The organism is Tersicoccus mangrovi (assembly GCF_036881825.1).
In the GTDB taxonomy this organism is placed as follows: domain Bacteria; phylum Actinomycetota; class Actinomycetes; order Actinomycetales; family Micrococcaceae; genus Tersicoccus; species Tersicoccus mangrovi.
The window spans coordinates 153721-179561 of record NZ_JBAJMW010000006.1; the positions used below are offsets into that span (position 1 = coordinate 153721).

General features: G+C 70.8%; 29 protein-coding genes. 15 read left to right on the plus strand and 14 right to left on the minus strand.

The genetic code is table 11. The features are described from left to right. The gene (locus tag V6N00_RS13310; protein ID WP_334232918.1) at positions 1-123 is read right to left on the minus strand and encodes a hypothetical protein; all 123 of its coding nucleotides are present in this window, start codon (positions 121-123) and stop codon (positions 1-3) included. A 301-nt stretch (positions 124-424) separates the two neighbouring features. Here V6N00_RS13310 and V6N00_RS13315 point away from each other — a divergent pair, with 301 nt between their 5' ends. Continuing rightward, positions 425-589, plus strand: coding sequence for a DUF4236 domain-containing protein (locus tag V6N00_RS13315; RefSeq protein ID WP_334232919.1), 165 nt, complete (start codon positions 425-427; stop codon positions 587-589). A 15-nt stretch (positions 590-604) separates the two neighbouring features. On the opposite strand, the gene V6N00_RS13320 is transcribed toward V6N00_RS13315, so the two are convergent. The 3 genes from V6N00_RS13320 to V6N00_RS13330 form a co-directional block, all read right to left on the minus strand. After that, entirely contained in the window at positions 605-934 is a 330-nt protein-coding gene (locus tag V6N00_RS13320; protein ID WP_334232920.1) for a histone-like nucleoid-structuring protein Lsr2, read from the minus strand. Positions 935-1017: 83 nt separating this feature from the next. Continuing rightward, positions 1018-1161, minus strand: coding sequence for a hypothetical protein (locus V6N00_RS13325; protein ID WP_334232921.1), 144 nt, complete (start codon positions 1159-1161; stop codon positions 1018-1020). Positions 1162-1171: 10 nt separating this feature from the next. Continuing rightward, positions 1172-1345 carry a hypothetical protein gene (locus V6N00_RS13330; RefSeq protein WP_334232923.1) on the minus strand — a complete coding sequence of 58 codons (174 nt, stop codon included), beginning with the start codon at positions 1343-1345 and terminating at the stop codon, positions 1172-1174. 86 nt (positions 1346-1431) lie between these two features. Here V6N00_RS13330 and V6N00_RS13335 point away from each other — a divergent pair, with 86 nt between their 5' ends. From V6N00_RS13335 to V6N00_RS13365, 7 genes are all read left to right on the plus strand, one after another. Continuing rightward, on the plus strand, positions 1432-2217 hold the full coding sequence (locus V6N00_RS13335) for a hypothetical protein (protein WP_334232924.1): 786 nt from the start codon (positions 1432-1434) through the stop codon (positions 2215-2217). Beyond that, entirely contained in the window at positions 2214-3047 is an 834-nt protein-coding gene (locus V6N00_RS13340; RefSeq protein ID WP_334232925.1) for a hypothetical protein, read from the plus strand. Before V6N00_RS13335 ends, V6N00_RS13340 begins: the two co-directional genes overlap by 4 nt. Before the next feature lie 5 nt (positions 3048-3052). Further along, positions 3053-3799 carry a hypothetical protein gene (locus V6N00_RS13345; protein WP_334232928.1) on the plus strand — a complete coding sequence of 249 codons (747 nt, stop codon included), beginning with the start codon at positions 3053-3055 and terminating at the stop codon, positions 3797-3799. Between the two features lie 19 nt (positions 3800-3818). Next, complete coding sequence (locus V6N00_RS13350) at positions 3819-4592, plus strand: hypothetical protein (RefSeq protein ID WP_334232930.1); 774 nt, start codon at positions 3819-3821, stop codon at positions 4590-4592. A 17-nt stretch (positions 4593-4609) separates the two neighbouring features. Then, positions 4610-5437 carry a hypothetical protein gene (locus V6N00_RS13355; RefSeq protein WP_334232932.1) on the plus strand — a complete coding sequence of 276 codons (828 nt, stop codon included), beginning with the start codon at positions 4610-4612 and terminating at the stop codon, positions 5435-5437. A 32-nt stretch (positions 5438-5469) separates the two neighbouring features. Next, on the plus strand, positions 5470-6360 hold the full coding sequence (locus V6N00_RS13360; RefSeq protein WP_334232934.1) for a hypothetical protein: 891 nt from the start codon (positions 5470-5472) through the stop codon (positions 6358-6360). Between the two features lie 154 nt (positions 6361-6514). Continuing rightward, the gene (locus V6N00_RS13365; protein WP_334232935.1) at positions 6515-6799 is read left to right on the plus strand and encodes a hypothetical protein; all 285 of its coding nucleotides are present in this window, start codon (positions 6515-6517) and stop codon (positions 6797-6799) included. Here the strand turns inward: V6N00_RS13365 and V6N00_RS13370 are convergent. Next, complete coding sequence (locus V6N00_RS13370) at positions 6790-7089, minus strand: hypothetical protein (RefSeq protein WP_334232937.1); 300 nt, start codon at positions 7087-7089, stop codon at positions 6790-6792. The two genes, V6N00_RS13365 and V6N00_RS13370, sit on opposite strands and share 10 nt — an antisense overlap. Before the next feature lie 140 nt (positions 7090-7229). Here V6N00_RS13370 and V6N00_RS13375 point away from each other — a divergent pair, with 140 nt between their 5' ends. The 7 genes from V6N00_RS13375 (at position 7230) to V6N00_RS13405 (ending at position 11797) form a co-directional block, all read left to right on the plus strand. Further along, positions 7230-7475, plus strand: coding sequence for a hypothetical protein (locus V6N00_RS13375; protein ID WP_334232939.1), 246 nt, complete (start codon positions 7230-7232; stop codon positions 7473-7475). 93 nt (positions 7476-7568) lie between these two features. Continuing rightward, on the plus strand, positions 7569-8021 hold the full coding sequence (gene dut, locus V6N00_RS13380; RefSeq protein ID WP_334233159.1) for a dUTP diphosphatase: 453 nt from the start codon (positions 7569-7571) through the stop codon (positions 8019-8021). A 10-nt stretch (positions 8022-8031) separates the two neighbouring features. Beyond that, complete coding sequence (locus V6N00_RS13385) at positions 8032-8541, plus strand: hypothetical protein (RefSeq protein WP_334232941.1); 510 nt, start codon at positions 8032-8034, stop codon at positions 8539-8541. Between the two features lie 21 nt (positions 8542-8562). Further along, complete coding sequence (locus V6N00_RS13390) at positions 8563-8751, plus strand: hypothetical protein (RefSeq protein WP_334232942.1); 189 nt, start codon at positions 8563-8565, stop codon at positions 8749-8751. Positions 8752-8785: 34 nt separating this feature from the next. Then, on the plus strand, positions 8786-9496 hold the full coding sequence (locus V6N00_RS13395) for a helicase associated domain-containing protein (RefSeq protein ID WP_334232943.1): 711 nt from the start codon (positions 8786-8788) through the stop codon (positions 9494-9496). 46 nt (positions 9497-9542) lie between these two features. Beyond that, positions 9543-9830: a hypothetical protein gene (locus tag V6N00_RS13400; RefSeq protein WP_334232946.1), complete on the plus strand. Its 288-nt coding sequence runs from the start codon at positions 9543-9545 to the stop codon at positions 9828-9830. A gap of 212 nt (positions 9831-10042) precedes the next feature. Beyond that, positions 10043-11797: a P-loop NTPase family protein gene (locus V6N00_RS13405; protein WP_334232948.1), complete on the plus strand. Its 1755-nt coding sequence runs from the start codon at positions 10043-10045 to the stop codon at positions 11795-11797. A gap of 75 nt (positions 11798-11872) precedes the next feature. On the opposite strand, the gene V6N00_RS13410 is transcribed toward V6N00_RS13405, so the two are convergent. The 9 genes from V6N00_RS13410 to V6N00_RS13450 form a co-directional block, all read right to left on the minus strand. Next, positions 11873-12748 carry a hypothetical protein gene (locus V6N00_RS13410; protein ID WP_334232949.1) on the minus strand — a complete coding sequence of 292 codons (876 nt, stop codon included), beginning with the start codon at positions 12746-12748 and terminating at the stop codon, positions 11873-11875. Between the two features lie 117 nt (positions 12749-12865). Further along, on the minus strand, positions 12866-13960 hold the full coding sequence (locus V6N00_RS13415; RefSeq protein WP_334232951.1) for a hypothetical protein: 1095 nt from the start codon (positions 13958-13960) through the stop codon (positions 12866-12868). Next, positions 13960-17172 carry a hypothetical protein gene (locus V6N00_RS13420; protein WP_334232953.1) on the minus strand — a complete coding sequence of 1071 codons (3213 nt, stop codon included), beginning with the start codon at positions 17170-17172 and terminating at the stop codon, positions 13960-13962. Before V6N00_RS13420 ends, V6N00_RS13415 begins: the two co-directional genes overlap by 1 nt. A gap of 317 nt (positions 17173-17489) precedes the next feature. Next, the gene (locus tag V6N00_RS13425; RefSeq protein WP_334232955.1) at positions 17490-19967 is read right to left on the minus strand and encodes a CAP domain-containing protein; all 2478 of its coding nucleotides are present in this window, start codon (positions 19965-19967) and stop codon (positions 17490-17492) included. 182 nt (positions 19968-20149) lie between these two features. After that, positions 20150-21508: a hypothetical protein gene (locus tag V6N00_RS13430; protein WP_334232957.1), complete on the minus strand. Its 1359-nt coding sequence runs from the start codon at positions 21506-21508 to the stop codon at positions 20150-20152. After that, a complete protein-coding gene (locus tag V6N00_RS13435; RefSeq protein WP_334232959.1) occupies positions 21505-23679 on the minus strand; it encodes an FG-GAP-like repeat-containing protein in 2175 nt (724 codons plus the stop codon). Before V6N00_RS13435 ends, V6N00_RS13430 begins: the two co-directional genes overlap by 4 nt. After that, complete coding sequence (locus V6N00_RS13440; protein ID WP_334232961.1) at positions 23679-23852, minus strand: hypothetical protein; 174 nt, start codon at positions 23850-23852, stop codon at positions 23679-23681. The genes V6N00_RS13435 and V6N00_RS13440 overlap by 1 nt, the downstream gene beginning before the upstream one ends. A gap of 74 nt (positions 23853-23926) precedes the next feature. Then, positions 23927-24406 (minus strand): type II secretion system protein, encoded by a 480-nt coding sequence (locus tag V6N00_RS13445; RefSeq protein WP_334233161.1) that lies wholly within the window; start codon positions 24404-24406, stop codon positions 23927-23929. A gap of 125 nt (positions 24407-24531) precedes the next feature. Beyond that, a complete protein-coding gene (locus V6N00_RS13450; protein WP_334232963.1) occupies positions 24532-25794 on the minus strand; it encodes a type II secretion system F family protein in 1263 nt (420 codons plus the stop codon). Positions 25795-25841 lie beyond the last annotated feature (47 nt).

Genomic DNA, 25841 nt, shown 5'->3' on the forward strand with positions numbered 1-25841 from the left:
TCAGCGGATGGGCTGCTCGATGATGGGGTCGGGCCCGTTCTCGTCTCCGGGCTTGAACTCGTCGACGTGGGGGACGGCGGACTGTTCTGGCCGAACAGGCCGCACGAGCTGAGCGTCAGGCACCCGGCCAGCATCGTCGCCACCAGCAGGTTGTGCCGCGCGTTCGAGAAAGCCCGCATCGAGGTGCCTCGCTCCACCGACTCCGTGGAGGGAACCTAACGCCGGGGACCGGCCCCCTGGCCAAGGCACTCGGTGTCCCTCGGAAATAGTGCGCTCAGCATAGAGTTACGGCGGCCGTACCGGAAGCAGTGAATGCGTAGACCACTGCAGGCCCATGTCAGTGGTGCGCAACAGAGGGCCGGGTTGCCGCACACATGGGTGGGGACGGGCCGGAGCGACTGGCCTGCGAACGGAAGGACGCCTGATGGCCCTGCAGTACCGCCGACGCCAGAACCTCGGCAACGACACCTGGATCAACTACTCCGGCTCCGGAGCGTCGGTCTCGAAGCGGTTCGGCCCGTTTACCATCAATTCGCGCGGGCACGTGCACATCCGGCTCGGCGGCGGGTTCTCCTGGCGGATCCTCTGATCCGCGGCTCCGCCTCTAGTGGGCGGCGGCGTACTGGTCCATCACGGACTGGAAGATCCGGCCCCGCTCGTTGACCGCGATGCCCTGAGCCTTCGCCCAGTCCCGCACCATCTTGGCGGGTGCGCCGGCGGCATTGGTCGAGCTCACCCGGCTGCGGCTGGAGGTGCGGCGCCCGGTCTTGCGGGCTGCCTTCAGGTACGGGCTGAGCGCGTCGGTGAACGCCGCGGCATTCGCTTCGCTCAGGTCGATCTCGTAACGCGCGCCGTCGACGGTGAACGTGATGGTCTTCTCTGCCGGGGACCCATCGAGGTCGTCAACGATTTCGATCTGCGTGTGCCTGGACATGCTCCGAACCTATCGAGCCGGGCGCATTCTTCGCGCCCTTCTTCCTAGGCGTGTCCGCGATTCCCGGCAATGACGTCGAGCAGCTATCTCTGCGCGCGCAGGTCTTGCAGTTCCCAACCGTCGGGGATCTGTTCGATCAGCCGATCGCGGGCCTCCTCGTAGGTGTCCGCCTCAACCACGAGCTCCTGCGTTTCCCTTGACCGCACCCGGCCCACGACCTTGATCACGGGACCGAGCCTACGGGCTGGGCGATGAACGGCGGACGGACGTGCCCAACAGGGCCGCCACCTCGCGCAGCACCCGGGGGTCGGAGATCCGCTCCGGAATGCCCTGGGCGGCGCAGGTGGAGCGGACCCAGTTCGCGACCGCGGCTTCGGACGTCTCGGTGTTCCCCGTGCTCGGCTTCGTCATGGCCAGCCAGCCTACGGGCTGCGCATCTCGGGTTCTCGCCGTACACAGTCCGGATAGCAGCCCGTCCGACGTCCAGGAGCACCCCGATGAGCAACACGATCCAGCCGCACAAGCCCGCCGGCGTGCCCGGCGCCGGCCAGTTCGACACCATGCCGCACACCGAGTCCGCCGTCAGCCTCGCCGCGACGGCCGAGCCGCGCCGCCCGGAGCTGGAGGGCTGGCCGGAGTCCCTGCCCGAGCCGGAGGTCGACTTCGACGTCCAGGAGGATGGCAGCGTCAACACGACGGTCAAGGTCGGCGACGGCGAGATCTGGGTGTACCGGGGTGGCTATGACCTCACCGCGAACCTCGATCTGGCCCCCAAGACCGAGGACGCCGCGCTCGACTGGGCCACCACGAAGCACCGCATGATCCAGCAGGTCATCAGCCAGGAGATGAGGGCGGCCGCCGACCGGGTCAGCGCCCGGGTTCTCGCCCAGGTCACCGGCAAGACCACCGTCATGACCGACGAGCAGCTGGAGAGCCACGCGATCGCACTCGACCAGGCCCGCAACGCCGCCGAGGAGCAATCGCAGCTCGCGCACGCCAGCCTCGGTGCCCGGGCGATCCTGGCCGACTACCCGACGGCGGCCTACGTGGAGTTGGACTCGGACGAGTTCAGCAACGGGACCTTCTACACCGAGGCGCACATCCGTGACACCGACGGCAACCAGCTGGGCTACCTCGACAACGAGACCCCGGCGATGGGGGAGCACCTCAGCAACCTGCCCGTCGACCGTGACGCCTTCTGGACGACCTTCGGCGGCAGCCACGAGGGACAGATGGACCGCCTCGACCTGCGGGCGGCAGCGGCCTGGAACCCCGGAGCGTGACCACCATGGGCACCCACACCCAGCCGCACAGACCCGCCGGCGTGCCCGGCGCCGGCCAATTCGACACGGTGCCGCACTCCGAGGCTGATGTCAGCCTCACCCCGACGGTCGTGCCGCGGCGCGCGGAACTCGACGGGTGGCCCGAGTCTTTGCCGGAGCCGGAGCTGAGCCTCGACGCCGGCAGCGGACCGCGGGCCGCGATGGAGGTGCGGTTCGGGAGTTCGGCGTTCGAGGTGTGGGAGCCGTCCGGTTCCGACGACCCGGGCACCGACGCGGGCAACGACTTTGAGGACGGCGCGTTCGGGGTCGACTACACGGATCTGCAGGCTGCCGTCGCCTGGGCGCGCGGGAAGCACCGCCAGTTGCAGTGCGACCTGCAGACGGAGCTGAGCAAGACGGCCGAACTCGCGGCCCCTCGCCTGCTGGCCAAGCTCACCGGCAAGGCCCCGGCCATGGATGACGACGACGTGCTCCTGCACGCCGCCGACCTTGAGCGGGCCGCCGACCGGATGCGCGAGGAGGCCGAGCTGAGCGACCTCAGCTACGTCGCCCGCACCATCCTGACCGAACACCCGACCGCAGCCACCGCCGTGTTCACCCCGGTGTTGGGGACTCGCCGGCACCCTCACAGCCAGGCCGAGATCCGCGACACCGACGGGAACCACCTGGCCGTCGCCGGCGACGACGGAGCCATCCCGCTCTATTACCTCTCGAGCTTTCGCCACGACCCGACCGCCGCTCAGCCGTACTGGTACCGCTTCGGTTCCCGCGCCGCCGACGGCGACCACCTCGACCTGAAGACCGCCGCCACCTGGAACCCCGGAGCGTGACCACCATGAGCACCCATACCCAGCCGCACAAGCCTCGCGGCGTGCCCGGCGCCGGCCAGTTCGACACCATGCCGCACACCGAATCCGGCGTCAGCCTGACCGCCAGCTCGGTGCCCACGAGTGCGGAATCCGCCCGCCGTGTGCTCGCCGACGCCGGGATTGCTGGGCCTATCGACGGGCTGACCGTGCGGCGGCAGGGGCTTGAGGTGGGCCGCATCGAACAGGGCGGTCACGCCTTCGGGCTGGCCGTGTCCCCGCAGGGTGTGGACGTGTGGTCCGAGGACATCGGGCCGGACGCCGACCCGGAGCATGATACGGACACCGCCTCGTGGGTGCCGATCGACGCGACGACTGACACCGCGACCGCGATCCGGAAGGCGCTGGCCGCCTCCACTGCCACGGCCGCCCGCGTCAAGGGCTGGGTGCAGGCCGGTCCGATCCGAAGCGGCACCTTGACCCGGTGGTCCCTGCCCGAACGCACCGCTACTGGGGACGCGCGCCTGGACATGCGGGCCCTGGACGCCCGGCACCTGGACGTCTCCTACGAGCTGACCGTGCCCGCCGACGGGGGACCGCTGCGCCTGGTCGACGACGAACTGCGGGTCCTGGACCAGGACGAGACCGACCGGATCATCGCTGCCGCCACCTGGCCGTACGGGGAGGCCGAGCTGCGCGCCCAGGCCCTGGCCGCCGCCAACGCCATCACCCCCGCCCTTGCCGACCCCGCTGCTGATCGCCCGGTCGCGGCCTGAACCACCGAGGATGGAGACCATGGACCAGAACCGCCACCCCGCGGGCGCCGCCGAGAAGCGCGGCGGCCAGTTCGCTGCCACCCCGCGCATCGAGTCGCCCGTCAGCCTCACCGGCACCGGCCGTGCCCTGACCGCCGACGCCGAGATCGCCAACACCCACCCGGTGATGGTCGACTCCATCGCCAAGGCAGGCCTGACCGGCACCCTGACCACCGACGGGGAGACGATCACCTACACGGTGCCCGGTGGCGAGCACTCCTTCAGCATCGAACCGGGCGAGGAGTACACGCTGATCCGGGCGAATCAGATGCCCCTGCAGTCGGCGGGCCTGGATGACGAGTACGACGAGTTGGCTTCCACTGCCCCGGAGACGACCGGCACCGACCTTGCCACCCTCACCTGGATCTCGCAGACACGGTCCGCGTGCACGCTGAACGTCGACGGCGGCCACGCCACGCTCGGCGACTTCCGCGTCGAGCGCAACGACGACGGGTCCCCGAGGATCGAGATGATCATCGACACGGTCAACGGCGACGTCGCCGACATCACCTACCAGCCCGCGACGGGGAAGGCCTGGATCTTCACCGCCCACGGGGAGCAGACCGACGACGTGGACAGCGTCCTGGCCCGCTTCGACGGCCTGGAGGAGCTGATGGCCAGCACCGGCCTGGACGCCCCCGGTGAGACGACCTCCGACCGGCTGCGCTGGCACATGGACCGTTCCTTCGCCGACGCCGCCGCCAAGCCCGACGCCCCCGCCTGGGCCGCCACCTACCCGCACGTCGCCGACTGAGCACGAGGACCACCACCATGAGCACCGCGACCGCACCCCGCGCCCGTCAGCCCGAGGGCGCCCCCAACAGCACCGGAGGCCAGTTCGCCCGCATCAACCACGCCGAGCCGGCTCTCACCCTGCCGGCGACCCAGCCGGACCGGCCGGCGGCGCTGGCCGGGTGGCCCGAGACCCTCCCGGACCCGATCGTGCGCATCCAGTACGACCACGCCGCCGAGGACCGGTCCCCGACCACGATCGTCACCATCCCCGACGGGGACCTGTGCATCGAGGTGGACACCCGCACCGACGGTCACGGCGGGTACGGTGCCACCACCCGTGGGGAGGGCGGGCTGAGCGACGCCGAGCTCGGCGACGCCGCCTCGTGGGCCGAGTCCACCCATGAGAAGGTGCAGGCCGCCATGAACACGGCCATCCAGGCCGTCATCGACGAGAAGGCCGCCACCCTGCCCGCCGAGCTCGTCGGCACCGGCAGTCCCGTCGAGGACGAGGAGGACCGGCCCGAGGAGCTGGACGGCTGGCCCCGTGACCTGCCCGCCCCGGTGGTGAGCATCGCCTACGACCACGCCGCCGGCGACCGGGCCCCGACCACCACGATCACCGTTCCGGGCCACGACCTGGTCATCGAGGTGGACACCCGCATGGACGGGCACGGCGGGTACGACGCGACCGCGCGCGGCACCCGGGGGCTGGGCTGGGAGGACGTCGCCGCCGCTGAGGAGTGGGCCGAGAACGCGCACGAGCAGGTGCACGAGCAGATGAGCAGGAGCATCCAGCGGGCCGTCACCACCACCGCCCGGCAGATCTACACCGACCTCGGGTGCGGGGCCCGCCCGGCGGCGTGACGCCACGGCCCCTCGCCGTACACAGCAAGGGCATGAGCACCCCCACCACGGCCCGCCACGCGGCCGGCACCAGCGACGGCACCACCAGCGTCGGCGGCCGGTTCCGCGCGACCACGCACACCGAGCCGGTCATTGCCCTCGGAGCCCCGGTCGCCTCCACCGAGTTCGTTCAGGATCGGCTGGAGGCCGGAGGCTTCGGCGCTCTGCTGGGCGAAGCGGAGATCGGGCAGGTCACGAGCCGGCTCAACGCCGCCCGCACCTTCGCCGACGAGGACATCGAGCGGGAGGCCGAGGCCGTCTACCGGGCCCGGGCCGGAATCAGCCTCCGCGACGGTGCGAACGCCCGCAGCGCCGTCTTCGTCCTGCGCGGCGAGGGGCACCAGGACCTGGCCGAGGCCGTCGACCGGCTGTTCAACACCCGCACGCACGCCACTCCGGAGGGCAGCACCCACCAGCCGGTGCCCGCCGAAGACCCCCGCGTGCAGGACGGGCAGGTCTTCGACACGATCACCGTCGAGGGCACCACCTTCCACCGGCTGCGTCCCGGGGTGGAGGCCTCAACCCCGTACCGCCTGCGCCTGCAGACCAACCGGCCTATGACCGATGCTGAGCAGCGGAACCTGGCCGCCCTGACCGGGTACGCGTACAAGGCCGCGGTGCGCGGCGAGCCGCTCGGTGAACCGGAGCGGGACAGCCCCTACTCGTTCATCGTCGACGCCGACACCACCAAGTCCCGCGTCGACGATCTCGGCGCCGCGATGAGCGACTTCGTCGAGACGCTGCCGGCGATGCTCGAGGACGGCTCCCCGATCCGCACGACCAACCAGAAGGGCGCGGGCACGGCCGGAACCCGTCTGGTGCCCGGCTTCGGCGAGCCCGATCTGAGGGTGGAGATCTACGTCGACGACGCCTGGGGGATCTGAGGCGGAGGAGGGAACGGGTGCCGCACACATGGGGGCCGAACCCCTGCCCGAGCCCGTGGAGACCCGTCTCATGCCCAGCCTTAGCACTGACCCGCCCGACCCGACTGCCGGGCAGGGGAGTGAGAGTGCCCGGTGCCGGGTGTGCCGGCGGACGATGCGCCCCCGCGGGGTCCTGAAGGAACACGCCCCGGGCACCGTGGCCACCGGCACCGTCGGCCGGTGCAAGTCCTGCTCCCAGCCCAACACCGGCCTGTACCAGCGACGTCAGGCCCAGAACCAGGCGAACGCCGAGACGTCGTCCGGGCAGCGACCGGAACGCCCGGCCACCCCGCAGGAGATCGACAGCGCCGTGCTGGGACTCGAGGCGTTCATGGCCCGACGGCACCGGCGGGTGGGCCCGGAGAAAACCAGCCCGATCGTGTGGCGTCGCTACGCCTGAGCCGACCTGGCCGGATCGGACTGCAGGTGCACCGCCAGGGCGGTCGCCTGCGCGCGGGCGTGCCACATCGCCACTGGCCCCGTCTCGCTGAACCGGGCCACCGTGCCGGCCAGGTCGAGCTCGTACCGCACCCGGACCACCGCCTCGGCCCAGTGCGCCAGGCACACCGCCAGAAGCCGCACCACGGACTGCTCGACCTCCTCCACGAGCAGACGCGCCCAGATCAGGACCGCACGGTCGGTGGGCTCCCCACACACCGTGCAGGCCGCCGTCTCGGTCGACGTCCCCATCGGCGGCCTCCCTCCCGCATTCCGGCCCGGTGCCGGTCAGCCTACGGGGACGCCCCGACAGCACCGCCGATGGTGGCGGCCGCGGGCTGTGCCGCACACATGGGGGTCATCGAACCGATCCACCCGTGAGGAGCCTGACCATGCCCGCCATCCCCGTCATCGACGAGACGATCCTGCACCGCGCCCCCGTGCTCGCTGCCATGGACGAGACGACTGTCCGGGCGATCGCCCGACGCGTGCACGACTCCAAGTGCCGGGCCGGCGGCGGCTGCGGCCGCCGGGACTCCCACGCCCTGGACAGCCACGGGAACACGGTCCGCCAGATGCTCAACGCCATGGCTGACGCCAGCGAAGCCCACGAGCTCAGCGACGTCGCCCCCTTCTGACTTCACACCGCTCACCGATTGGAGAACACCGTGCGCCAGGACCCGTGGGACCCGCCCCGCAAGCCCGCCCCGCCCCGCCCGCCGCAGCCGGAGATCGCCGTCCGCCTGCTCGACGACAACATCGAACTGCCCGCCTACGCCCAGCCCGGGGACGCCGGCGCTGACCTGCGCACCCGGGTGGACGTGCAGATCCCGCCGGGAGAGCGCCTCCTGGTGCCCACCGGGGTGGCGATCGCCCTGCCGGCCGGGTACGTCGGGCTCATCCACCCCCGCTCCGGTCTGGCCGCCCGGCACGGGCTGTCCATCGTCAACACCCCGGGCACCATCGACGCCGGCTACCGCGGGGAGATCCAGGTCGCCCTGCTGAACACCGACCTGCGGCACGAGATCGTCCTGCGCCGTAACGACCGGATCGCTCAGCTGGTCATCCAGCGGGTCGAGCAGGCCACCTTCACGATCGTCGAGGCGCTGCCCGAGTCGGTGCGCGGTGCCGGTGGCTTCGGCTCCACCGGCGGGGCACACCCGCTCGACGGGGCCGATGGCTGAGAATCGGGGCATGGACGAGCACGAGGAGGCGGCCCGGATTCTCGGGCGCGCCCTGTCGCTGCTGGTCGTGCTCAGTCTCGTGGCGGTCGCCGTCGCCGCGGTCATGGCCGTGCTGCCGGCCCCGTTCTGGCCGTGGGTCGGCTCCTGGCTGATCCCCTGGGCACAGACCCCCGGCTTCGCCGGTGCTGCCGCGCTGGTCGGCGGTCTGGCCGCCGTGGGGGCTGCCTGGATCGCCTACCGGGGCGCTCGGCGTCAGGCGATCGAGACCCGCCGCAAGACCGACCGGGACGCCGCGGCCGCCCGTAAACAGGAGACCTGGAAGCGCGCCCAGTGGGCTTTCGACTTGATGCACAGTGGGGACAGCCTGAGCCGGGAAATCGCCTTGACGACACTCACGGCCCTTGTCGAGGATGGAGAGCTCACCGACGAGGCCGATGGTCGCCTGATCGCGCGCGTCGCCACGATCAGCGTCTCGAACTGGGCGGCGGACGCCCAGGACAGCCCGGACGAGGAGGAGTAGCCTGTGCACCAGGAGGGAACCATGGCGAAGAGCACCTCGCTGCGCTCCGGCAGCAGCACCAACAAGGACGCGATGCGGGCCAGTGGCCGCGACCCGGTGAGCCGGGGTGAGGCGATCGCTGCCGCCCGCGCCATCGTCGCCGTAAACACGAAGATCCTGAAGAAGGACACCGACCCCGCCATCCTCCGGCTCGCCAAGAGCGCACGGTAGCGACCACCCCTCACGCGGGCTTCCCAGAGAGCGCATGAGCCTGAACGTGGGACTACGCCCACCCCCACGCGTCATCGCGGACCCGGATTGCGCCGAGTTCGGCTGCACCCACCCGCACCGCAGCATCGGTGAGTGGGTGCAGATGTGGATGGCCGGGCTCGAGTCGGCCGAAATCGCCGCCCTGTGTGGGGTGGGGCGCTGGGACGTCCAGCAGGTCATCGACCGCCGTGTCCGCCGCGACCCGACCCTGCCGGTGCGCCGCCTGAAACGGCACCTGCACCCGGCCCCGGCCACACACGCTCAGCGGTACGGGTTCGATCAGAAGCTGGCCGAGTACCGGTGGTGGCTCGCTACGACCGGCCACCAGCCACGCGAGCACGGCCACACCGATCTGGAGCGCACGATCGCGGGTTGGATCCGCCGGCAGCGCGCCGCCGACCGGGACGGCACCCTGACCGCTGACCGGAGGGCCGCCCTGGACCAGCTGGGCCGGTGGCAGCGCCCCGCCTTGGGCGCACCCAAGGACGGGCACTTCGCGGAGCGGGTCGACCAGCTGGCCGCCTTCGTCGCCGAACACCACCGGCTACCCACCCGCTACGGCGACCCAGGCGTGGAGCGGGTCCTGGCGGTCTGGCTGATGGGAGTGCGCGGTGTCGCCCGCGCCGGGACCCTCACCGAGCAGCGCCGCACCGCCCTGGACACGGCCGCGCCCGACTGGCTGCCCAGGGTGCCCACCGGCCCCTGATCGGCGGCGGTCGTCAACCCGGGCTGGTGCCGCACACATGGTGGGCATGAGCACGCAGCTTCGCGAGGCCAACGGACGCTTCGCCACCCCCACGCACACCGAATCGGCCATCGAGCTGCCCGCCATGGAGAGCGAAGCCCTCGGCGACGACGGCGGCAAGGGCCTGTGCGACCGGTGCCACGAGGAGGTCGACATCACCGACGAGCCACTGTGCTGGTCCTGCCAGGACAAGGTGTGCACCGAGTGCGGTGAGCTCAACGACGACGGCGAGGGCTACGACGGGCTGTGCGGCAACTGCGCCGACCGCGCCGACGAGAACGGCGACTGGGACTGACGGGTGCCGGAGAGAGCAGCATCAGGACGCTCAAGCCTCCGGCCGGAGGGCCTCCTCGGCGACCGGTGCGACCTGCCCGGCCAGTGACTGGTCGTTGAGGAACACGTTCAGGTCGGCGAACTCCTTCGGGGTGCCCCGCGGTCAGGTCAGCCGCCTGCCTGGCCTCTACGCATGTCCCCGGTCAGAACACCACGCTGACCGAGGAGCCACCCATGCCGTCCAGCACCGAGCGTGCACGGATCAAACTGCCCGCCGGGTTCGACCCGTCTGTTCACGGCACGAAGGCGGAGCGGTCCGTGCTCGTCAAGGCCACCGAGACATACGGGGAAGGCTTCGAGCTGGAGTCCTACGAGGAGACCGTGCTCGAGGACGGAACCCCCGGCTGGGCCGCGGTCGTCACCCGGCACGCCGCCGTCCTGTCCGTGCGCGACAGCAAGAGCACCAAGACCAAGGAGGTGCGGCTGCCCAAGAGCGTGAAGCCCTCCGACGGGGAGAAGCAGGCCGCCAAGCTCGCCGACCAGCACGGCGACGGCTGGGAGATGACCCGGTTCGAACCGTTCCTGGGCAAGGCCGTGCTCACCAAGCTCACCGATGACGAGGCCCGGTGCCGCGGCGCGGTCGCCGTCGCGCTCGGCGTCAAGCCCTGGGATGTGCAGGTGTCCTCCCGCCGCGACGGTGGCTTCGACCTGGAGCTGCCCCGCACCTACCAGCCCTCCAAGCACGAGTCGAAGCTCGAGGACGTCGCCACCACCGTGGTGGGCCGCGACGGCTGGTACGTCAAGGCCGACGCCAAGGCTCTGCGCGCGTCCCTGATCCCCTCGGACCCGCCCACCTTCCCGGAGGGCATCCCGTTCCCGCTCGGTCGCCTCGGCAAGGGCCATCTGGACAGGACCCCCTTCGGGATGACGCTCCCGGCCCCGGGTGAGGAGCTCGGTGAGGAGATCAGCCTCGATTGGACCGCCTCTGCGTGGTGCCTTCTGGCGGGGACGCCAGGGTCGGGAAAGACCGTGGCACTCAGTGCGATCATCGCTGATGCTCTGTCCAACGGGTCGGCCCTCGCAATCGTCGACGATGTCTCCAAGGCCATCGACTTCCAGTGGGCAAAGCCGTTCTGCCGCGCCGGCGGATGGGGCTGCGACTCCCTCGAAGCCGGCGTTGCGACCCTGGGCCTGATCCGGGAAGAGGGAGCACGGCGGGCGAGGCACCTCAAGGAGCTGGGGATCAACAACTGGCTGGACATGCCTGCCGGCAAGCGGTTCCAGCCGATCCTGGTCATCATCGACGAGGTCTCCGCCCTCGTGGTTCCCGACCCGGTGCCCAAGGGCATCCCGAAGGATCACCCGCTCTTCATGGAGATCGCCGAGCGCAACCTCGCGCGGGCGATGATCCAGTCCTACATGCGCAAGATCATCGCCGAGCTGCGGTTCGTCGGCGTCCGGATGGTCATCTCCACCCAGGCCACCAACGCCAACACGGGCGTCGACCCGGGACTGCGGACCCTGATCGGGCACAAGATCCTCCAGGGGGTGAACCCGTCCCGGGCGGCCCGATCGCAAATCTTCGCCGACGAGACCGCGGTGCTCGGCGTGCCTGAGAACGTCAAGGCCGGCGGCAAGCGGGCCAAGGGCGTCGGCGTCGCCGCGTTGGAGGCGGTCTCCCCGGCCGTCTACAAGTCCTACTTCGCCACCACCGACGACTACCAGCGCGCCCTGCGGCGGCTCGGGGTGGCGGAGCGCGAAAGCGCGGCTCCGACGTCGGCCGAGATCGAGCGGCATCTGCCGACCCTGGACATCAACGCCGCCCGCGACGAGCGCGAGCAGACCGCGGCGCGGCGCGAGAAGATGGGCGACCCGATGGCCGCCATGATGGGCGACTCGGGGCTGGACGAGAACGGACACCCGCTCAAGGGTGCGGCCCTGGCCGCGGCCCAGTCCGCCCACCTGCAGCGCCTGGCCAAGGCGTCCTGAACAGACCCCGCAGACGAGAAGAAGGCCCCGCCCGGGATCCGGGCGGGGCCTTCCCCGTTGGTGGCAGGCTGGGTCTCAGGCAGCCGCCGGCGTGGTCATCGTCGGAGCGAACGGGTCCTCGACCTGGGGGTCGTCGTTGCCGTCCACCTTCGACCCGTCGTCGAAGGTGAGGCCGCTCATGTCGAGGATGACCGGGTCGAAGGGGTCGGAGTCCTGCGGGTGGGTGAACGGGACGGCCGGCTGCTCCTCCAGCGGGCCGGCGTCGGGCTCGAGGAACGCGTCGATGCCGGGCAGGTCATCGAGGTCGGCGAACGGATTCTGCACCTCGCCGGTGCCGCCCTGCTGGTCCGCGCTCTGCTGACCGGTGGGAAGCTGGTCGGCGCTGACGCCGAGGGCGGTCTGGGCGAGATCGACGGCCCGGGCCAGCGGCAGGTCCGGGTGGTCCACGGCGATCGCGTCCAGGATGCGGGCGGAGTCGACGCGGGCCTCGGTGCGGGCGGCCGCACGGGTCTGCTCGACGGCGGTGCTCAGCTGGGCGCTCATCTGCTCGAGCCGCTCCTTCAGGTCGGACGCGTCGTCCCGCACGGACTGCTCGGCGGCGACGCGGGCGGCGTCCCGCTCGGCGGTGAGGGCCGCGAGCTGGGTTTCCAGCTCGGTGTTGGTGTCGGCGAGCTCGGCGTTGCGGGCCTGGTCGGCGACCCGGCCCTGTTCGAGCTCGGTGACGGTGGCGCGCAGGTCGGCGATGGTGGCCTCAGCCGATTCGAGCTCGGTGATCCGGCCCAGGGCGGTGTCCAGCTGGGCCTGCAGGTCGGTGTTGGCGTTCTGGGCGTCCTGCAGCGCGGTGATGCTGGCGGTGACGGCGTCCTGGAGTCGGCCGAGGGAGGCGTTGACCTCGTCGCGGACCTGGTCGAGCACGTCCTGGGTGGTCGTGGTGCTGGTGGTGGTGTCCAAGGTGAGACCTTCGGTTCGGTGGCGGACGGGGGTCAGGGGTGCTGCAGTGTGCTCAGGCGGGCACGCCGAGGGGACCGCGGGCGCAGCACTTCGCATGTGTGCGGCGCCGGCGCTCTCTCACGACGCGTTCGGGTCGGTGAAGGTGAGCCCGACGGTCATGTCGTGCTCGTTCGCGGAGATGGACTGGGAGGCCAGCCACGTCGCGGACCCGGTGTTGGAGTCCTTGGCCATCTCCCAGTCGAACTGGTTGATCTTCGCCGAGACCAGGGGCTGGTTCACGGAGGGGATGTTGGCGACCAGCCCGCCGGGGTTGGCCCCGATGCTCTGGGAGCCGGTGGCCACCCAAGACCGGTTGAGCAGCACGTCCATGCCGGGGTCGAAGATCCGTGCCGTGCTGGTGGTCTGGGCCCCCTTCAGGGTCGTGCCGCCGACGGTGGCGATGGTCTTCTCGGTGGAGGCGATCCGGTAGCTGGCCAGGCTCAGGTCGATCTTGGTCTTGTCGACCCCGCCGGTGGCGAAGTGCCCGGTCCAGGTTCCGCCGTCGGTGCTGGTCCCGTTCCAGGTGGTGCCGTCCTTGAAGCCGAAGGCGGAGCGGGTGAACGTGGCGGCAACCGCGGTGCGGTCCGTGACGGCGGTGGCGGCGTCCTGGCCGGGGTTGCGCCACATGGTGGCGTCCTTGCCGTCGCGGCTGCGGTACCCGGGGACCTGGCTGAGCGGCTGGGTGGGGTGGACGGGCTTGTCGACCCACAGGGGCGAGATGGTGACGACGGTGCCCTCGACGCTGACCCGGTCGCTCTTGACGGCGATGCTCTTGGCCCATTCGCCGACCTGGACGGCGGACTGGGCGTCGGGCGCCTCGAGGTAGACCTGCCGCAGCGCCCCGGTGCCGGTGATGTTGCGCTTGACCGGGTCGGGCCCGTGGGAGTAGCCCAGCCCGACGAGCTTCAGGTCCGCGGGCGGGGCGGCCAGTACGAGGGCGCGGTCGGCGGTGTACATGCCGGCGACCTTGGTCCACCAGTCCTTGCCGGCAGGGGTGAGGACCGCGGTGTCCGAGCTGGCGGGGATGAGGTCCGGGATGCGGGAGGGCGCGGCGTTCTTGATGCCGGCCCCGATCAGCAGGGCCACGACGGCGGCCGCACCGACCGCAACCGCGACGACAGCGCCGACGATGAGGAGGGTGCGGCGCCGCGGCCGCATGGCGAGAGTGCTCATCACTTCCTGGGGTCCTTGCCCGTGTACCACATCGGGCGCTGGTCGGGGTTGAGGTTGTCGCAGGTCATGCCGGGCACGTACCCGTAGCAGGCCATGGCCGGTTCGACCATGTTGAACCAGGTGGCTCCCTGCGGTGCCGGGTTGCAGTCGGGGTACTGGGCGAGCTGGGTGGTGTAGAAGTCCACAGACATCGAGTCCGGGATGGACCCGGAGCCCTTGCCGGCGATGCGGAACCCGTTGGAGTTGCCGTAGAAGTAGGCGGTTCCGCCCTGGTTGCGCCAGATCCCGGGGGAGGTGCCCTGGGACTGTTCGCGGTTGTTGGGCACCGGGGTGGAGGAGGTCTTGGTGTTGGCGATGCCGAGCACGGTGGAGCCGTTGCGCACCCCGTACTGGGGCTGGTTGTCCCAGTTCTGCAGGCCGCCGCCGGTGAGCTGGTTCGGGTCGTCGACCTTGGGGTCGGTCTGGGTGCGGGTGCCGCTGCACACGACGATGACCTCGCCGTGGCGGGGGAAGTCGGCGGGGGTGGCGATGTCGCCGCCGGTGACGGGGCGCTTGAGCCCGTTCTGCCCGGTGACGGTGAGGTCGTAGTGGTAGACGATGCCGGGGGCGGCGACGTCGTCGGCGTAGCCGGTCTCTCCGGTCTTGGTGGTGGACAGGTCGTGGGTGGCGGGCAGGTACTCGGTGGTGTCGGTGCTGATGGCCTCGTTGTTGGCGGGCACGGAGCGGCGCGCGGTGACGCTGGCGGCGCCGGTGGCCCCGGACCAGGTGACGGTGGTGTAGCCGTACTGCTTGGTCTGCTGGGTGGTGTCCTGCGGGGTGCCGTCGACGTTCTGCCAGGTCAGGTTCATGCGCCGGGAGGCGTGGTTGTTCACGTCGCCGCGGTGGACGACGACACTGGGGGTGCCGGGGTAGGTGTTGACGTCGACGCTGTCGGTGTCGGACCAGCCCCCGTTGGTGATGGCGTCGTTCTGCGATCGGGCGGTGTAGCCCGTGGTCTGGCCCTGAGCGCTGAGAACCCCGGACCAGGTCACCTTCGACCCGGTGGCCTGGTACTGCTGGCCGATCGACTTCGTCGTGGTGCGCAGCTCGTACGCGCAGGAGGCGTTCGTGCAGAAGCTGTTGGAGGAGTCGTTGCCCGTGTCGCCGTTGGCGGTGATCGCCATGGCGGCGCGATCGTCCGTCAGGCTCGGGGCGGTCTGCAGCACCAGAGACGGCGTGGCGGGGCGTTGGGTGATGCGGGCGGAGGAGGAGTAGTCCACGCTCGGCCCGGTCCGGTTGTACGCCTTGACCCGGTAGTCCCGCTGGGAGCCGGCCGGGACGGTCTTCTCCACGTAGGACAGGGCGGTGGTCCCGCCGCTGGCGGCGCAGGTGCCGGTCAGGCAGGTGGGCACCTTGGTGGTGGGGGTCAGGCGCTGGACGGTGTACCCGGTGGCCGAGGCCGCGGCGGACCACCGGACCGTGTTGGACCGGTCCGCGTTGTCCTGGGACCCGCCGGCGCTGACCGGGGTGATGGCCGGGATGGGCGGGTACTGCAGCTGCGTGACGACGGAGGCGGCCGGGACTGCGGTGGCCTCGGGGTTGGCGCTGGACCGGTTGGAGGTGTCGGTGCTGGTGCTGCCGGGCAGCAGCCCGCGCGGGCCGGCGTTGATCGCGGTCACGTAGTAGCTGAAGGTGCTGCCGTAGCCCGCAGCCGCGTCCGTGAAGGTGGTCGAGGCGGTGGTACTGAGCACGTCGACCGAGCCGCTGACGCCGGACGTGTAGCGCCAGATCCGGTAGCTGGACGCCGTCGGCACGGCGTCCCACGTGAGCACGTTCTGGCCGGTGGTGTTGCGGGTCGCACCGGTGCCGTACTGGGCGCTGACGCGCACGTTGGTCGGGGTGGCCGGGTGGGTGGCGGTGTGCACGTGCAGGGAGTCGGCGGACTCACCGGAGCGTGCGGTGGCGCGGATGTACCACTCGTAGCGGTGCCCGTACCCGCCCCCGTCCCACTGGTAGCTGGTGCCGGTAGTGTAGCCCGGTGCGGCGGTGAAGTTGCCGGTGCCCAGGGGCGTGCCGGAGGAGAAGTCGACCTCGCGGTAGAAGACCTGGTAGCCGCTGGCACCGTCAACGGCGTTCCATCCCAGGTTGATGCGCGGGGCGGTCAGGGCGGTGGACTCCCATCCAGTGGTGTCCTTGGATCCGGGGACGTTGGGGTCCTTGACGCTGGGCGGGCCGGTGGTGACGGTGGCGGTGGTCCAGTCGGGGGCGACGATCTCGGCGCGCCAGATGACGGGCCGGCAGCCGGCGGACTTCGCCCCGTTGGGGTACTTAGCGATGACGGTGTAGGCGACGGCCTGCCCGGCCGTGGTCTGCAGATTGGTGTCCTTCCAGGCACCGACCTGAGCGGACGGGTCAGTGGTCACGGTGGCCACCAGCCCGGAGTTGCGGTAGATGAGGTAGGTGGTGGAGCCGGAGACGGTGTTCCACCGCAGGGCGGGCGCGCCGGTGGAGTGCGCGTCCAATGCGCTCTGCGGGCACACGGCCGCGGCGGCCGCGCCGTCGGAGACCCCGCCGGTGGCGTTGCGCACGGCGATGGCGGTCTGGTGCTCGGCGTTGCCGTTGGCGAGAAGGTCGGTCTTCAGGTGCACGTCGATGCGGCGGATGGCCGTGGTAGTGCCAGCCTTCGCGCTCAGCGCGGGGGAGGCGCTGATCGGCTTGCCGTCCCGGTCGAAGTAGGCGAACACCGCGGTGACGTCGGCCGAGACGTCGCGCACCGAAGTCCGCACCGACTGGGTGCCGCCGCCGGGGCCGGGACGGTCTCCGGTCTGGCTGGTCGCCGGCCAGGCCGTGTCGTTCCCGTACGGGTAGTCGGCCGGGGCGGATCGCCAGATCGACTGGTAGAGGGCGGTGTTCTCCCGCACCCACCGCGTGTACACCCGCTCCTTGGTGGTCGGGTCGGTGCTGGCGGTGACCAGCTGGTTGGGTGCGGCCACCAGGATCGTGGAGGCGACCTGCACGTTCTGGGAGACACGGTCGATCGTCTGGGTGATGGACGTGTTGGACGCCTCGAGCGCGGCGGACTTGGCCTGGCTCTGGTTGGCGGTGAAGTAGAGGGCGGCCATGCCGCCGACGATGATGGCACCCAGGGCGATGCCGACGATGGTGCTGACCATGCCGAAGCCGCGGTCGCGGCGGCGGCCCAGACGGCTGAGCAGGAGCTCGAGCAGACTCATGATGTTCACACCTCCCCTGTGTACGGCGGTCGCCCGTCACGCACATCAGGGCGCTCGAGCACTTCCACCCGGGGACATGCGTAGACACCCGGCAGGCCCCCGATCCGGGGCGTGGACGCCGGTGGTGCCGCACACATGGGAGGGGTGAGAAGGAGCCCGATCCCCGCCGGAGACGGCCGTCCGGCACCGGCTCAGACCACCACTCCACCCACCCTCAGCGACCGCGCAGCGCCGTGCCCGCAGGCCCGTGGGACGCCGCTGGCCGGCCACCCGGGGTGGGTGACCGGCCAGCGGGACGGTGCGGTGAGGGCAGCGTGTCAGCCGATCTTGTAGGAGCGCCAGCCGCTGCCGATCCAGGTGCGGGTGTCGAAACCGCCACCGGTGTGCAGGGGGTAGGCCCACTGGCCGCCGGCCGGGTCGACGCCGAGGACGACGTTGCGCCCGTTGAGGGTGTGCGCGTAGTAGGCGTAGCCGCCCCACCCGTAGCCCACGATCGGCCGGTACTGGCTCAGGAAGCGGCCGCGCCCGTCGGTGCGGTAGACCAGTAGCTGGCCACGACCGTTGCGCACCAGCAGGTCGGGGGTCCCGTCGTTGGCCCAGTCGGTGATGATGAACGTCAGGCCCTGCCAGCCCGAGCCGATCTTCACCCCAGGGGCCATGAACCCGCCAGAGGGGTTGCCGTACCGGTAGAGGGCCCCGCTGGTGGAGCGGGCGATGATCTCGGGCCGGGACGCGCCACGGACCATCTTGCCCACGGCGATGGTCATGGACTGCCATCCCCGCCCGATCACGCTCATGGTGAACCCTCCGGTGCGCACACCCCGGTAGAGGCGGATCTCCCCGGTGTTCCACTGGGCGAGGATGTCGGGCACGCCGTCGGCGTTCCAGTCGGTGTCCACGACCGTGGTCGCGCCCTGCCAGCCGGTGCCGACGCGGGTGCGCGACCCGATCTGGTTGTGGTAGTTCCACAGCACCCCGGCCGGATCCACGGCGATCACGTCACCGAGGCGCAGGGTCGGACCCGACGGTGCCGGTGCCGGTGCCGGGGTGGGGGCCGGTGCGGCGACCGGGCCGAGCGGGGCGGTGGCCGCGGACTGGCGGGTGACGCTGGTGTAGCCGTCGGAGGCGGTGACGGCGACCATGAACCGGTGGCCCATGTCGGTGCTGGTGGTCAGGTAGACCGGCTGGGTGGTGGAGGGACCGACCTTCACCCCGTCCCGGTACCACTGGTAGTCCAGGCCCACCCCGGCCGGCCAGGTCCCGCCGTCGACCCGCAGGTAGCCGACCCCGGTCAGGGTGCCACCGATCGTCGGGGTCCGCGTCGTCCAGGTCATCGGGACCGGGGTGACGTATCCGCCGGAGAAGGCGGAGACGGTGGACGGCAGCTTCTGATCCTTCGTCGCGGTGACGTCCACGTAGATCCGGGTGTTCAGGTCAGCGTCGGTCAGGGTGTAGGTCGTTCCGGTTGCCCCGTCGATCGGGGTGCGGTCGCGCCGCCACTGGTAGGTGAAGGTGGTGCCGGTCTCCCAGGTGCCGGGGTTGACGGTGAGGGTCTTGCCCACGACCAGCTGACCGGTGATGGTCGGCTCGGTGGTGTGGCTGACCACGGCCGGGTCGGTGACCGGCATCGTGGGGCTGGAGACGTAGGACTTGGTCAGGTCGAAGTAGGTGCCGGTCTGGCGCACGCTCATGGCGTGGCCGACATCTGCGGTGGTCAGCAGCAGGGATGTGCCGGTTGCGCCAAGAATGTCCACACCGTCACGCAGCCACTGGTAGGTCACGACCGTCTCGGTCGGGGACCACTGCACCTGCGCCGCCTGCAGAGTCTCCCCGGCCTGCGGGTTGCCGGTGATGATGCTCCACCCGGTCGCACTGGGCTGGCCGGACCAGATCTGCGGGCCGGCGACGTTCGTGTCCAGGGGCCGGTAGCCCGGCGCGGTCGCGACGACCCGGACCTGGACGGTCTGGGCCACGTCGGCGTCGCTGAGAGTGTAGGAGGCGGCTGTGGCCCCGGTGCTCGGGGTCCGGTTCCGGTACCACTGGTAGGCCAGGGTGGTGCCAGGAGTGGTGAACCCGGAGGTGGTCGCCGTCAGGGCCAGACGCTGCTGCGGCTTGCCGGTGATCGCGACCGTCCCGGCGGTCAGTTCCGGCTTGGCCAGGTAGGCGAAGTAGTCATCCGGGGTGTCGAAGACGTTGGTGGGCAGGTTCGCGTACGTGTAGAAGTCGGCCATCGCCAGGGAGGAGAAGGCCGGGTCGTCGGTCATGTAGCCGATGCCGACGACGTTGTAGGACGGGCCGGACATGTTCAGGTTGTGATCCGGGGAGCCGATCCACCCGTTGACGGCGTCCTGGCCGCTGGTGGTCTGCCACCCGGCCAGGTTCTCCGCGCCACCGCTGATCTGGTCCGCCACCCGCGGGTCCGTGCCGAAACCCTTGTTGTGATCCGGGACCGCCATCTGCGAGGCGGCCACGATGCCGTCCTGGGCGACCGCGCCGGCGGCGGCACCGAGCTTGAGCTTGGGCAGCCCCTTGGAGGCGCGGAAGTTGTTGATGCCGTTGAAGATGTCGGTGACCTGCTGCTTGTAGGCAGCGGACGGGCCGGTGATCGGGCCGGCAGCCGTGACCGTCGTGGCCGTCGTCGCGGTGGTGCGGGTGAAGGTGCTCGCCGTGGAGGTGAGCGTGCCAGCCGGGGCTGCCGGGGCGGCGACCGCGGTGGAGACCGTGCCGATGGACAGGGTCAGAGTCAGGGCGGCGGCCAGCAGGGCGCGGGCCGCCTTCGGGTGAGACCGGTTCATGATCGTGTTCGCTTTCTCGTCGGTGACCGCCGACCGCCCCCAGTCGGTGGCCCGCGAGTCGCCGTCATATCATCGCTGATCAGCGGCTTCATCGGGAACACCCAGCCTGTGTCGGGTCGGGCTATCTACCTCCCATGTGTGCGGCACCACGTCCCGTCCACGACGAGCACCCGAACGGGCGGTCAGCCGTCGCGCGAACCGGAGGGCTGGTCGTAGTCCACGAGGTACCAGACGCGGGCGTTGTACGTGTTCTGGTCCAGGACGGTGCCGCCCTGCGCGGCGGTGACCGAGTCGTTGTCCCCGCCCAGGGCCCCGACCGGGGTGGTGCCGGTGAGCTTGCCGGCGACGTTGACGCTCGCGCAGGCCAGGGAACCGGTGAAGTCGAAGCCGACCGTGCTCGAGCGGTGCACCCCGGAGGTGCCGGTGTCGGTGGTGCAGGCGGCGGTGGGGGCGTAGATGAAGGTGTTCTGCACGGTGACCGTGGACTCGGTGGCTGCGGCCAGGTTGAAGGAGACCTGGTTGCCGCCGGCGTAGATGTTCAGTCCCGACGGGGAGACCGGGTCGGTGCTGGCGCTGATGGAGGCCGAGATGGTGACCGTGCCGGTGACGAAGGCGTTGAACGCCCCGGAGCCGGAGATGGTGGTGGGCACGTCGAAGACCATCGACTTGTAGCAGCCGGCGTTGCCGTTGGCGACCAGGATCCCGCCGTGCTTGGAGGCGACCCACGTCTCGCCGTTGTCCACGGTCCCGTACTTGCCCGAGCACCAGTCGGCGTTCTCGGTGACGAACTTCGCGTCCAGCTGCAGGCCGGCCGGGACCCGGGTGGCGGGGGTGAGGGGCAGGCTGGCGGTGTTCGCCCCGTACAGCATGTAGGTGATCGGGTTGTTCACCGTGGCGCCGGTGCTGGTGGTGATGGTGGGTGCGGTGCCTAGGACCCCGATGTTGCCGCTGAGGAAGGGCTGCCCGGAGGTGGTGTCGACGTTGATGCCGTCGGTCAGGGTGGTGTCGCGGGCCAGGACGGTGTGCCCGAATGCGCTGTACGGGGAGAGTTCGTAGGTGATCTGCTGCCCGGAGGTGGCGGTGAACCCGCCGACGATCAGGGACTGGGCCTTGGCGGTGGCCCGCCGGGTGGTGCCCCGGTAGTGGCCCTCGGCGTGGATGACGGTCTGCATCCGCCCGGCGACCGTGGTGGGCGCGTCCACCCACCAGGACCAGTCCTTGACCCCGTCCCCGTCCTTGTCGGTGGCGGCCACACGCGCGGTGCCGGGGCTGGTGGGCAGGGCGGCGAGGTTGCCCTCGTTGACCTGGTAGGTGGCGTCCTGGACGGCGACGTCGGCGAGCTGGCCGCTGATCGTGAAGTTGCTCGTGGCGGTGGCGGTGACGGTGGCCCGGCCGGCGGTGGCGGTCATCAAGAAGATGGCGCCGGAGAGCAGCAGGGCGACCAGCATGGCCGAGACGAGGGCGAAGCCGCGGTCCCGGCGCCCGCGGGCCACCGCGTCCTGGAGGACGGTGCGCACGCGGGCGGTGAGCGTATGGATCATCCCTGCTGCAGCGCCTTCCGGATGGTCGCCCCGTCCCACAGGAACAGCTTCCCGTAGTCGGCGCTGGAGGACTGATTGTTGATCTCGGACAGGTCGGGGATCCCGTCCCCGTCCAGGTCGCCGAGCCCGTACCACCGGCTGGCGCCGTTGAGGGTGGTGCGGGGCACCTGCACCGCAGAGGCGAAGGTGCCCCCAGTGCCCTTGCCCTGGTAGAAGAACAGCTCGCCGGTGGACTTGACGCCGAGCAGGTCCATCTTCCCGTCCCCGTCCAGGTCCTTGATCGGGACGACGTAGGTGAAGTTGTTCCAGCCGGGGCCGACCTTGATCCCCGGGGCGAAGCCGTTCTTGCCGTCGCCGGCGTAGAAGAACAGGTCCCCGGCACTGTTGATGGCCAGCAGGTCGGGGTTGCCGTCCTTGTTCAGGTCCCCGGGGTAAAGGACCTGGGTGTAGGCGCCCCACCCGCTGTTGCCCATGGTGACGGCGGTGCCGAAGGTGCCGCTGGAGGCGATGGTCCCGGTGCCGGGGTAGTTCAGCAGGGCGCCGGTGCTGTCGACGACGGCGACGTCCTGCTTGCCGTCCTTGTTCCAGTCGGCCCCGCCGATGAGCTGGGGCAGGTTCGTGGTGGACCAGCCGGAGCCGATCTGCACATGGGTGCTCTTCCAGCCGGCGGAGTTGCGGGTGTACAGGTACAGGCCCTTGTCGGTGGAGTCGTTGCCGAGCACGTCATCGCGCCCGTCCCCGTCGAAGTCCCCGGCGCCCTGGACCCGGTAGGTCTGCCAGCCGGAGCCGATCTGGGTGGAGGAGGGGACGGCGGGCTGAGCGCCGATGCTGACGGTGGCGGTGTTGGAGTAGTCGGAGGCGGCGGGGCCCTGCAGGGCCTTGACGCGCACGGCGAGCGGCTGGTTCCAGGCCCCGGTGACGGAGATGCTGGTGCCGGTCTGGTTGGCCGCGGCGGTGGTCCAGGCGGTGGTGCCGACCTGCTTCTCGACCAGGTAGCCGGTGGCCCCGGAGATGGTGTTCCAGGTGAAGGTGGCGTTCTGGCTCCACGCGGCCCCGGTGCCGGTGACGGTGGGGGCGGCGACCAGGGGCAGGGCCACGGAGGCGGTGTTCGAGTTCGGGGAGGTCATGACCCCGGCGATGGTGCGCACCCGGGCGTTGAGGGTCTGGCCGGGGTTGCCGGACAGGGTGATGGTGGTGGCCTGCTGCCGGGCGGCGGCGGTGGTGAAGGCCCCGGAGTCGACGGAGGACTCCACGGTGTAGGCGTCGGCCCCGGCGATGGCGGGCCAGGTGAACGTGGCGTGGGTCGCGTCGGTGAGCGTGCCGGTGACGGTGGGGGTGGCCGGTACGGCCGGCATCGTCATGGTCACCGTGTTGGAGTCCTCGGAGGCGCCGACGGCGTTGATCGCGTTGACGTGGATGCTGATGCTCGCCTGCGGGGGTGCGTTGACGGTCAGGGTGGTGCCGACGGTGGACTGCAGCTGCCAGTCCCCGCCGTTGATGCTGTAGGCCAGCCGGTAGGAGGTGGCGGTGGGCATCGAGGACCAGGTGACCTGCACTCCGGGTCCGGAGACGAGGGCCCCGGCGATGGTGGGCGCGTCGGGGACGTTGGGCACGAGGGTGCCGTCGTTCAGGCGCACCTTGGAGGGGGCGACCTCGCCGATGCCGGGGGTGACGGTGGCGGTCTCGAGGTGGGTGTGGGCCTGCCCGTCGCCGGTGCGGTCGTTCCAGGTGACCTTGACGATGACGATCTTGGTGCCGAACCCGGAGGTGGCGGCCCCGGCGGTGGGGGTGGAGGCCCAGCCGACCGCGGTCTGGACGGTCACCGGGGTGCCGCGCATCTGGGTGGTCGTGGTGGGAACCAGCGCGTAGCCGCTGCCGGTGATCGCGGACTGGGCGCCGGTGAGCATGCCGGTGGCGGGGGCGGTGTTGGTGCCCAGTTTCGCCCATGGGGTGGACCGGGCGGTCTCGATGACGCCCTGGGCGAGCTGGGTGGCCTGGGAGGCGTTGACGGAGGCCCGTTGGATGAGCTGGGAGTTGGTGGCCGAGACGGCGAACCCGGCAGCGACGGCGCCCATGACGCCCAGGGCGATGAGCGCGTCGATGAGCACGAACCCGCGGTCGCGGGCGGCGCGCACACGCCGGTGAAGCGCGGTGGCGATCGCGGCGAGCATCAGTCGCCCGTGGCGGGGGTGAAGGTGACGGCCGCGCCGGCGCGGAAGCCGTCCAGGTCACCGAGGGTGGTGCCGGACCGGTCGATGAGCTGGTTCTGGCAGGGCAGGGCCATCAGCAAGGCGGTGCCCATGTCGCCGGCGGTGCGGGCGACGGTGGCGGTGGTCTCGTCCATGCTGGTGGTCTCCTTCCAGGGGTGGGGTTTCGGGGTGGTGGGGGCCGGGGCTGGTCCGGCCCCCACCGGGTCGATCAGGACGTCGGGCAGGACCCGGACGGGTGGGGGTCCCCCTGAGCCAGGGCGGCGACCTTGACGCCGCCCTGGCTCGAGTCGTACGTGACGGAGTAGTGCGTCACCGAACTGTTCACGCCCTGGATCGAGAAGTCGCTGCCGCTGGCCGACGTCGCGAAGGAGGTGCCGGTGTCCTTCTTGATGCCGCATGCCGACGCCAGCACCTGGGGGCCGTTGAACACGGCGGAGCCGGTCAGCGAGTTGTCCGAGATGGTGGCCTGGGCGGCGTTGGAGACCTCCTGGGAGAGGTTCTGCACGGCGGCCCGCTCGAAGTACTTGCCGAACTGCGGGAACGCGGCCAGGGACAGGATCGCCACGATCGCCATGGTGGCGATCGTCTCGATGAACCCGAAGCCGGCGTCGCGGCGGCGGCCGGTCTCGGAGGGGACGCGGCCGAGCGCGCGGGCGCGGAACTGGGCCGGGTCCAGGAGCTGGAGCATGGTCTTCACGAAGAACCTCATTCGGGGAACGGGACCTGATGGTCGAGGGGGTGAGATGGGTTGGGGATCTCGACCGGGGACATGCGTAGACGCGGCCGGCCTGCCCGCACCGGGGCAGTGCCGGATCAGTACGGGGAGATCAGGTCGCCGAGCTGGAAGGTCGGCAGGTAGACGGCCAGGCCGACGATCAGGACCATGACGCCGATGACGATCATGAAGATCGGGTTGAGCAGGGCCTCGATGTTGGTGATCATCGCGTCGGCGTCCCGGTCGTAGAGCCGGGCACTGGCCCGCAGGGAGGGGGCGATCTTGCCGGTCTCCTCGGCGACGGAGAGGAACTGCAGCAGCATCTTGGGGAAGAGGGGCTCCTTGCCCAGGGACTCGACCATCGACTCGCCCCGGTTCTTCCCGTCGCGGGCGGCCAGGATCGCCTTCTCCAGGGGGATGTTGTTGACCGCGGCCGCGGTGATCTCCAGCGCCTCGGTGATGTGCACCCCGTTCTCGGACAGGGAGGCCAGCGTCTTGCAGAACCGGGACAGGGCGATCAGCTTGAACAGGTCCCCGACCCGGGGCAGCTTCATCAGCAGGGGGTCCACGATGGCGCGGACCTTCTCCTCGCGCATGTTCCGCCGGTACCAGAGCACCCCGAGCACGACCAGGACCCCCACGACGGGGGTGATCCAGCGCATCTGCTCGGAGATGCCGACCACGACCAGGGTGATGGTGGGCATCTTGGACATGCCGCCGGGGAAGCTGGCGAACAGGCTGGTGAACTGGGGGACGACGACGAGCATGAGCAGGACGAAGACCAGGGAGAATACGACCAGGACGACGATCGGGTAGTTCAGGGCCTTCTTGATCCGGGCTCGCTGCTCGTCGGCGGCCTCGAGGTCATCGGCGGCCTGGCGCATCGAGGAGGGGATGGTGGAGGACTTCTCCCCGGCGGCGAGGGTCTCGACCATCAGCGGCGGGAAGATGTAGGGGTGGCGGCGCATGGCCGCGGACATCGTCGAGCCCTGCTCGCGCATCTCCTTGCGCACCTCGTCCAGCCCGAAGGTCAGCACCCGGTCCCCGACCTCGCCCTGGGAGAGGACCTGGTCGATGGCGGTGAGGGAGTCCATGCCCACTTCCATGCACAGGGCCAGCTGCCGGGTCGCAGCGACCAGGGACTTCAGCTTCGGGGCGGCCTTGGACCCGACCTTGGCGGCAGCGGCGGAGAGGTCGCGCACGTCCAGAACGGACTCGTAGTCGGGGTTGCGGGTGAGCCGGGCGATCAGGGCACCCCGGGTGGCCGAGGTCGCCTTGCCGGTCTCGACGCGCCCGTCGGTGCGGCGGACCCGGTAGCCGAACTCGGGGGTGCGGGTCGCCGCGATGGTGGGGGTGGACACGGGGCCTCCTGCTGGTCGGTGACGTCCCGCCGCGCGGGGTGGTCTCA

Bases quoted from the DNA above. Each gene is read 5' to 3' on its own strand.
- V6N00_RS13360 (WP_334232934.1), top strand. From the start codon at position 5,470: ATGAGCACCCCCACCACGGCCCGCCACGCGGCCGGCACCAGCGACGGC.
- V6N00_RS13435 (WP_334232959.1), bottom strand. From the start codon at position 23,679: ATGCTCGCCGCGATCGCCACCGCGCTTCACCGGCGTGTGCGCGCCGCC.
- V6N00_RS13355 (WP_334232932.1), top strand. From the start codon at position 4,610: ATGAGCACCGCGACCGCACCCCGCGCCCGTCAGCCCGAGGGCGCCCCC.
- V6N00_RS13315 (WP_334232919.1), top strand. From the start codon at position 425: ATGGCCCTGCAGTACCGCCGACGCCAGAACCTCGGCAACGACACCTGG.
- V6N00_RS13375 (WP_334232939.1), top strand. From the start codon at position 7,230: ATGCCCGCCATCCCCGTCATCGACGAGACGATCCTGCACCGCGCCCCC.
- V6N00_RS13400 (WP_334232946.1), top strand. From the start codon at position 9,543: ATGAGCACGCAGCTTCGCGAGGCCAACGGACGCTTCGCCACCCCCACG.
- V6N00_RS13345 (WP_334232928.1), top strand. From the start codon at position 3,053: ATGAGCACCCATACCCAGCCGCACAAGCCTCGCGGCGTGCCCGGCGCC.
- V6N00_RS13420 (WP_334232953.1), bottom strand. From the start codon at position 17,172: ATGAGTCTGCTCGAGCTCCTGCTCAGCCGTCTGGGCCGCCGCCGCGAC.
- V6N00_RS13330 (WP_334232923.1), bottom strand. From the start codon at position 1,345: ATGACGAAGCCGAGCACGGGGAACACCGAGACGTCCGAAGCCGCGGTC.
- V6N00_RS13430 (WP_334232957.1), bottom strand. From the start codon at position 21,508: ATGATCCATACGCTCACCGCCCGCGTGCGCACCGTCCTCCAGGACGCG.
- V6N00_RS13335 (WP_334232924.1), top strand. From the start codon at position 1,432: ATGAGCAACACGATCCAGCCGCACAAGCCCGCCGGCGTGCCCGGCGCC.
- V6N00_RS13365 (WP_334232935.1), top strand. From the start codon at position 6,515: ATGCGCCCCCGCGGGGTCCTGAAGGAACACGCCCCGGGCACCGTGGCC.
- V6N00_RS13390 (WP_334232942.1), top strand. From the start codon at position 8,563: ATGGCGAAGAGCACCTCGCTGCGCTCCGGCAGCAGCACCAACAAGGAC.
- V6N00_RS13350 (WP_334232930.1), top strand. From the start codon at position 3,819: ATGGACCAGAACCGCCACCCCGCGGGCGCCGCCGAGAAGCGCGGCGGC.
- V6N00_RS13425 (WP_334232955.1), bottom strand. From the start codon at position 19,967: ATGAACCGGTCTCACCCGAAGGCGGCCCGCGCCCTGCTGGCCGCCGCC.
- V6N00_RS13320 (WP_334232920.1), bottom strand. From the start codon at position 934: ATGTCCAGGCACACGCAGATCGAAATCGTTGACGACCTCGATGGGTCC.
- V6N00_RS13415 (WP_334232951.1), bottom strand. From the start codon at position 13,960: ATGAGCACTCTCGCCATGCGGCCGCGGCGCCGCACCCTCCTCATCGTC.
- V6N00_RS13405 (WP_334232948.1), top strand. From the start codon at position 10,043: ATGCCGTCCAGCACCGAGCGTGCACGGATCAAACTGCCCGCCGGGTTC.
- V6N00_RS13385 (WP_334232941.1), top strand. From the start codon at position 8,032: ATGGACGAGCACGAGGAGGCGGCCCGGATTCTCGGGCGCGCCCTGTCG.
- V6N00_RS13445 (WP_334233161.1), bottom strand. From the start codon at position 24,406: ATGCTCCAGCTCCTGGACCCGGCCCAGTTCCGCGCCCGCGCGCTCGGC.
- V6N00_RS13395 (WP_334232943.1), top strand. From the start codon at position 8,786: ATGAGCCTGAACGTGGGACTACGCCCACCCCCACGCGTCATCGCGGAC.
- V6N00_RS13440 (WP_334232961.1), bottom strand. From the start codon at position 23,852: ATGGACGAGACCACCGCCACCGTCGCCCGCACCGCCGGCGACATGGGC.
- V6N00_RS13370 (WP_334232937.1), bottom strand. From the start codon at position 7,089: ATGGGGACGTCGACCGAGACGGCGGCCTGCACGGTGTGTGGGGAGCCC.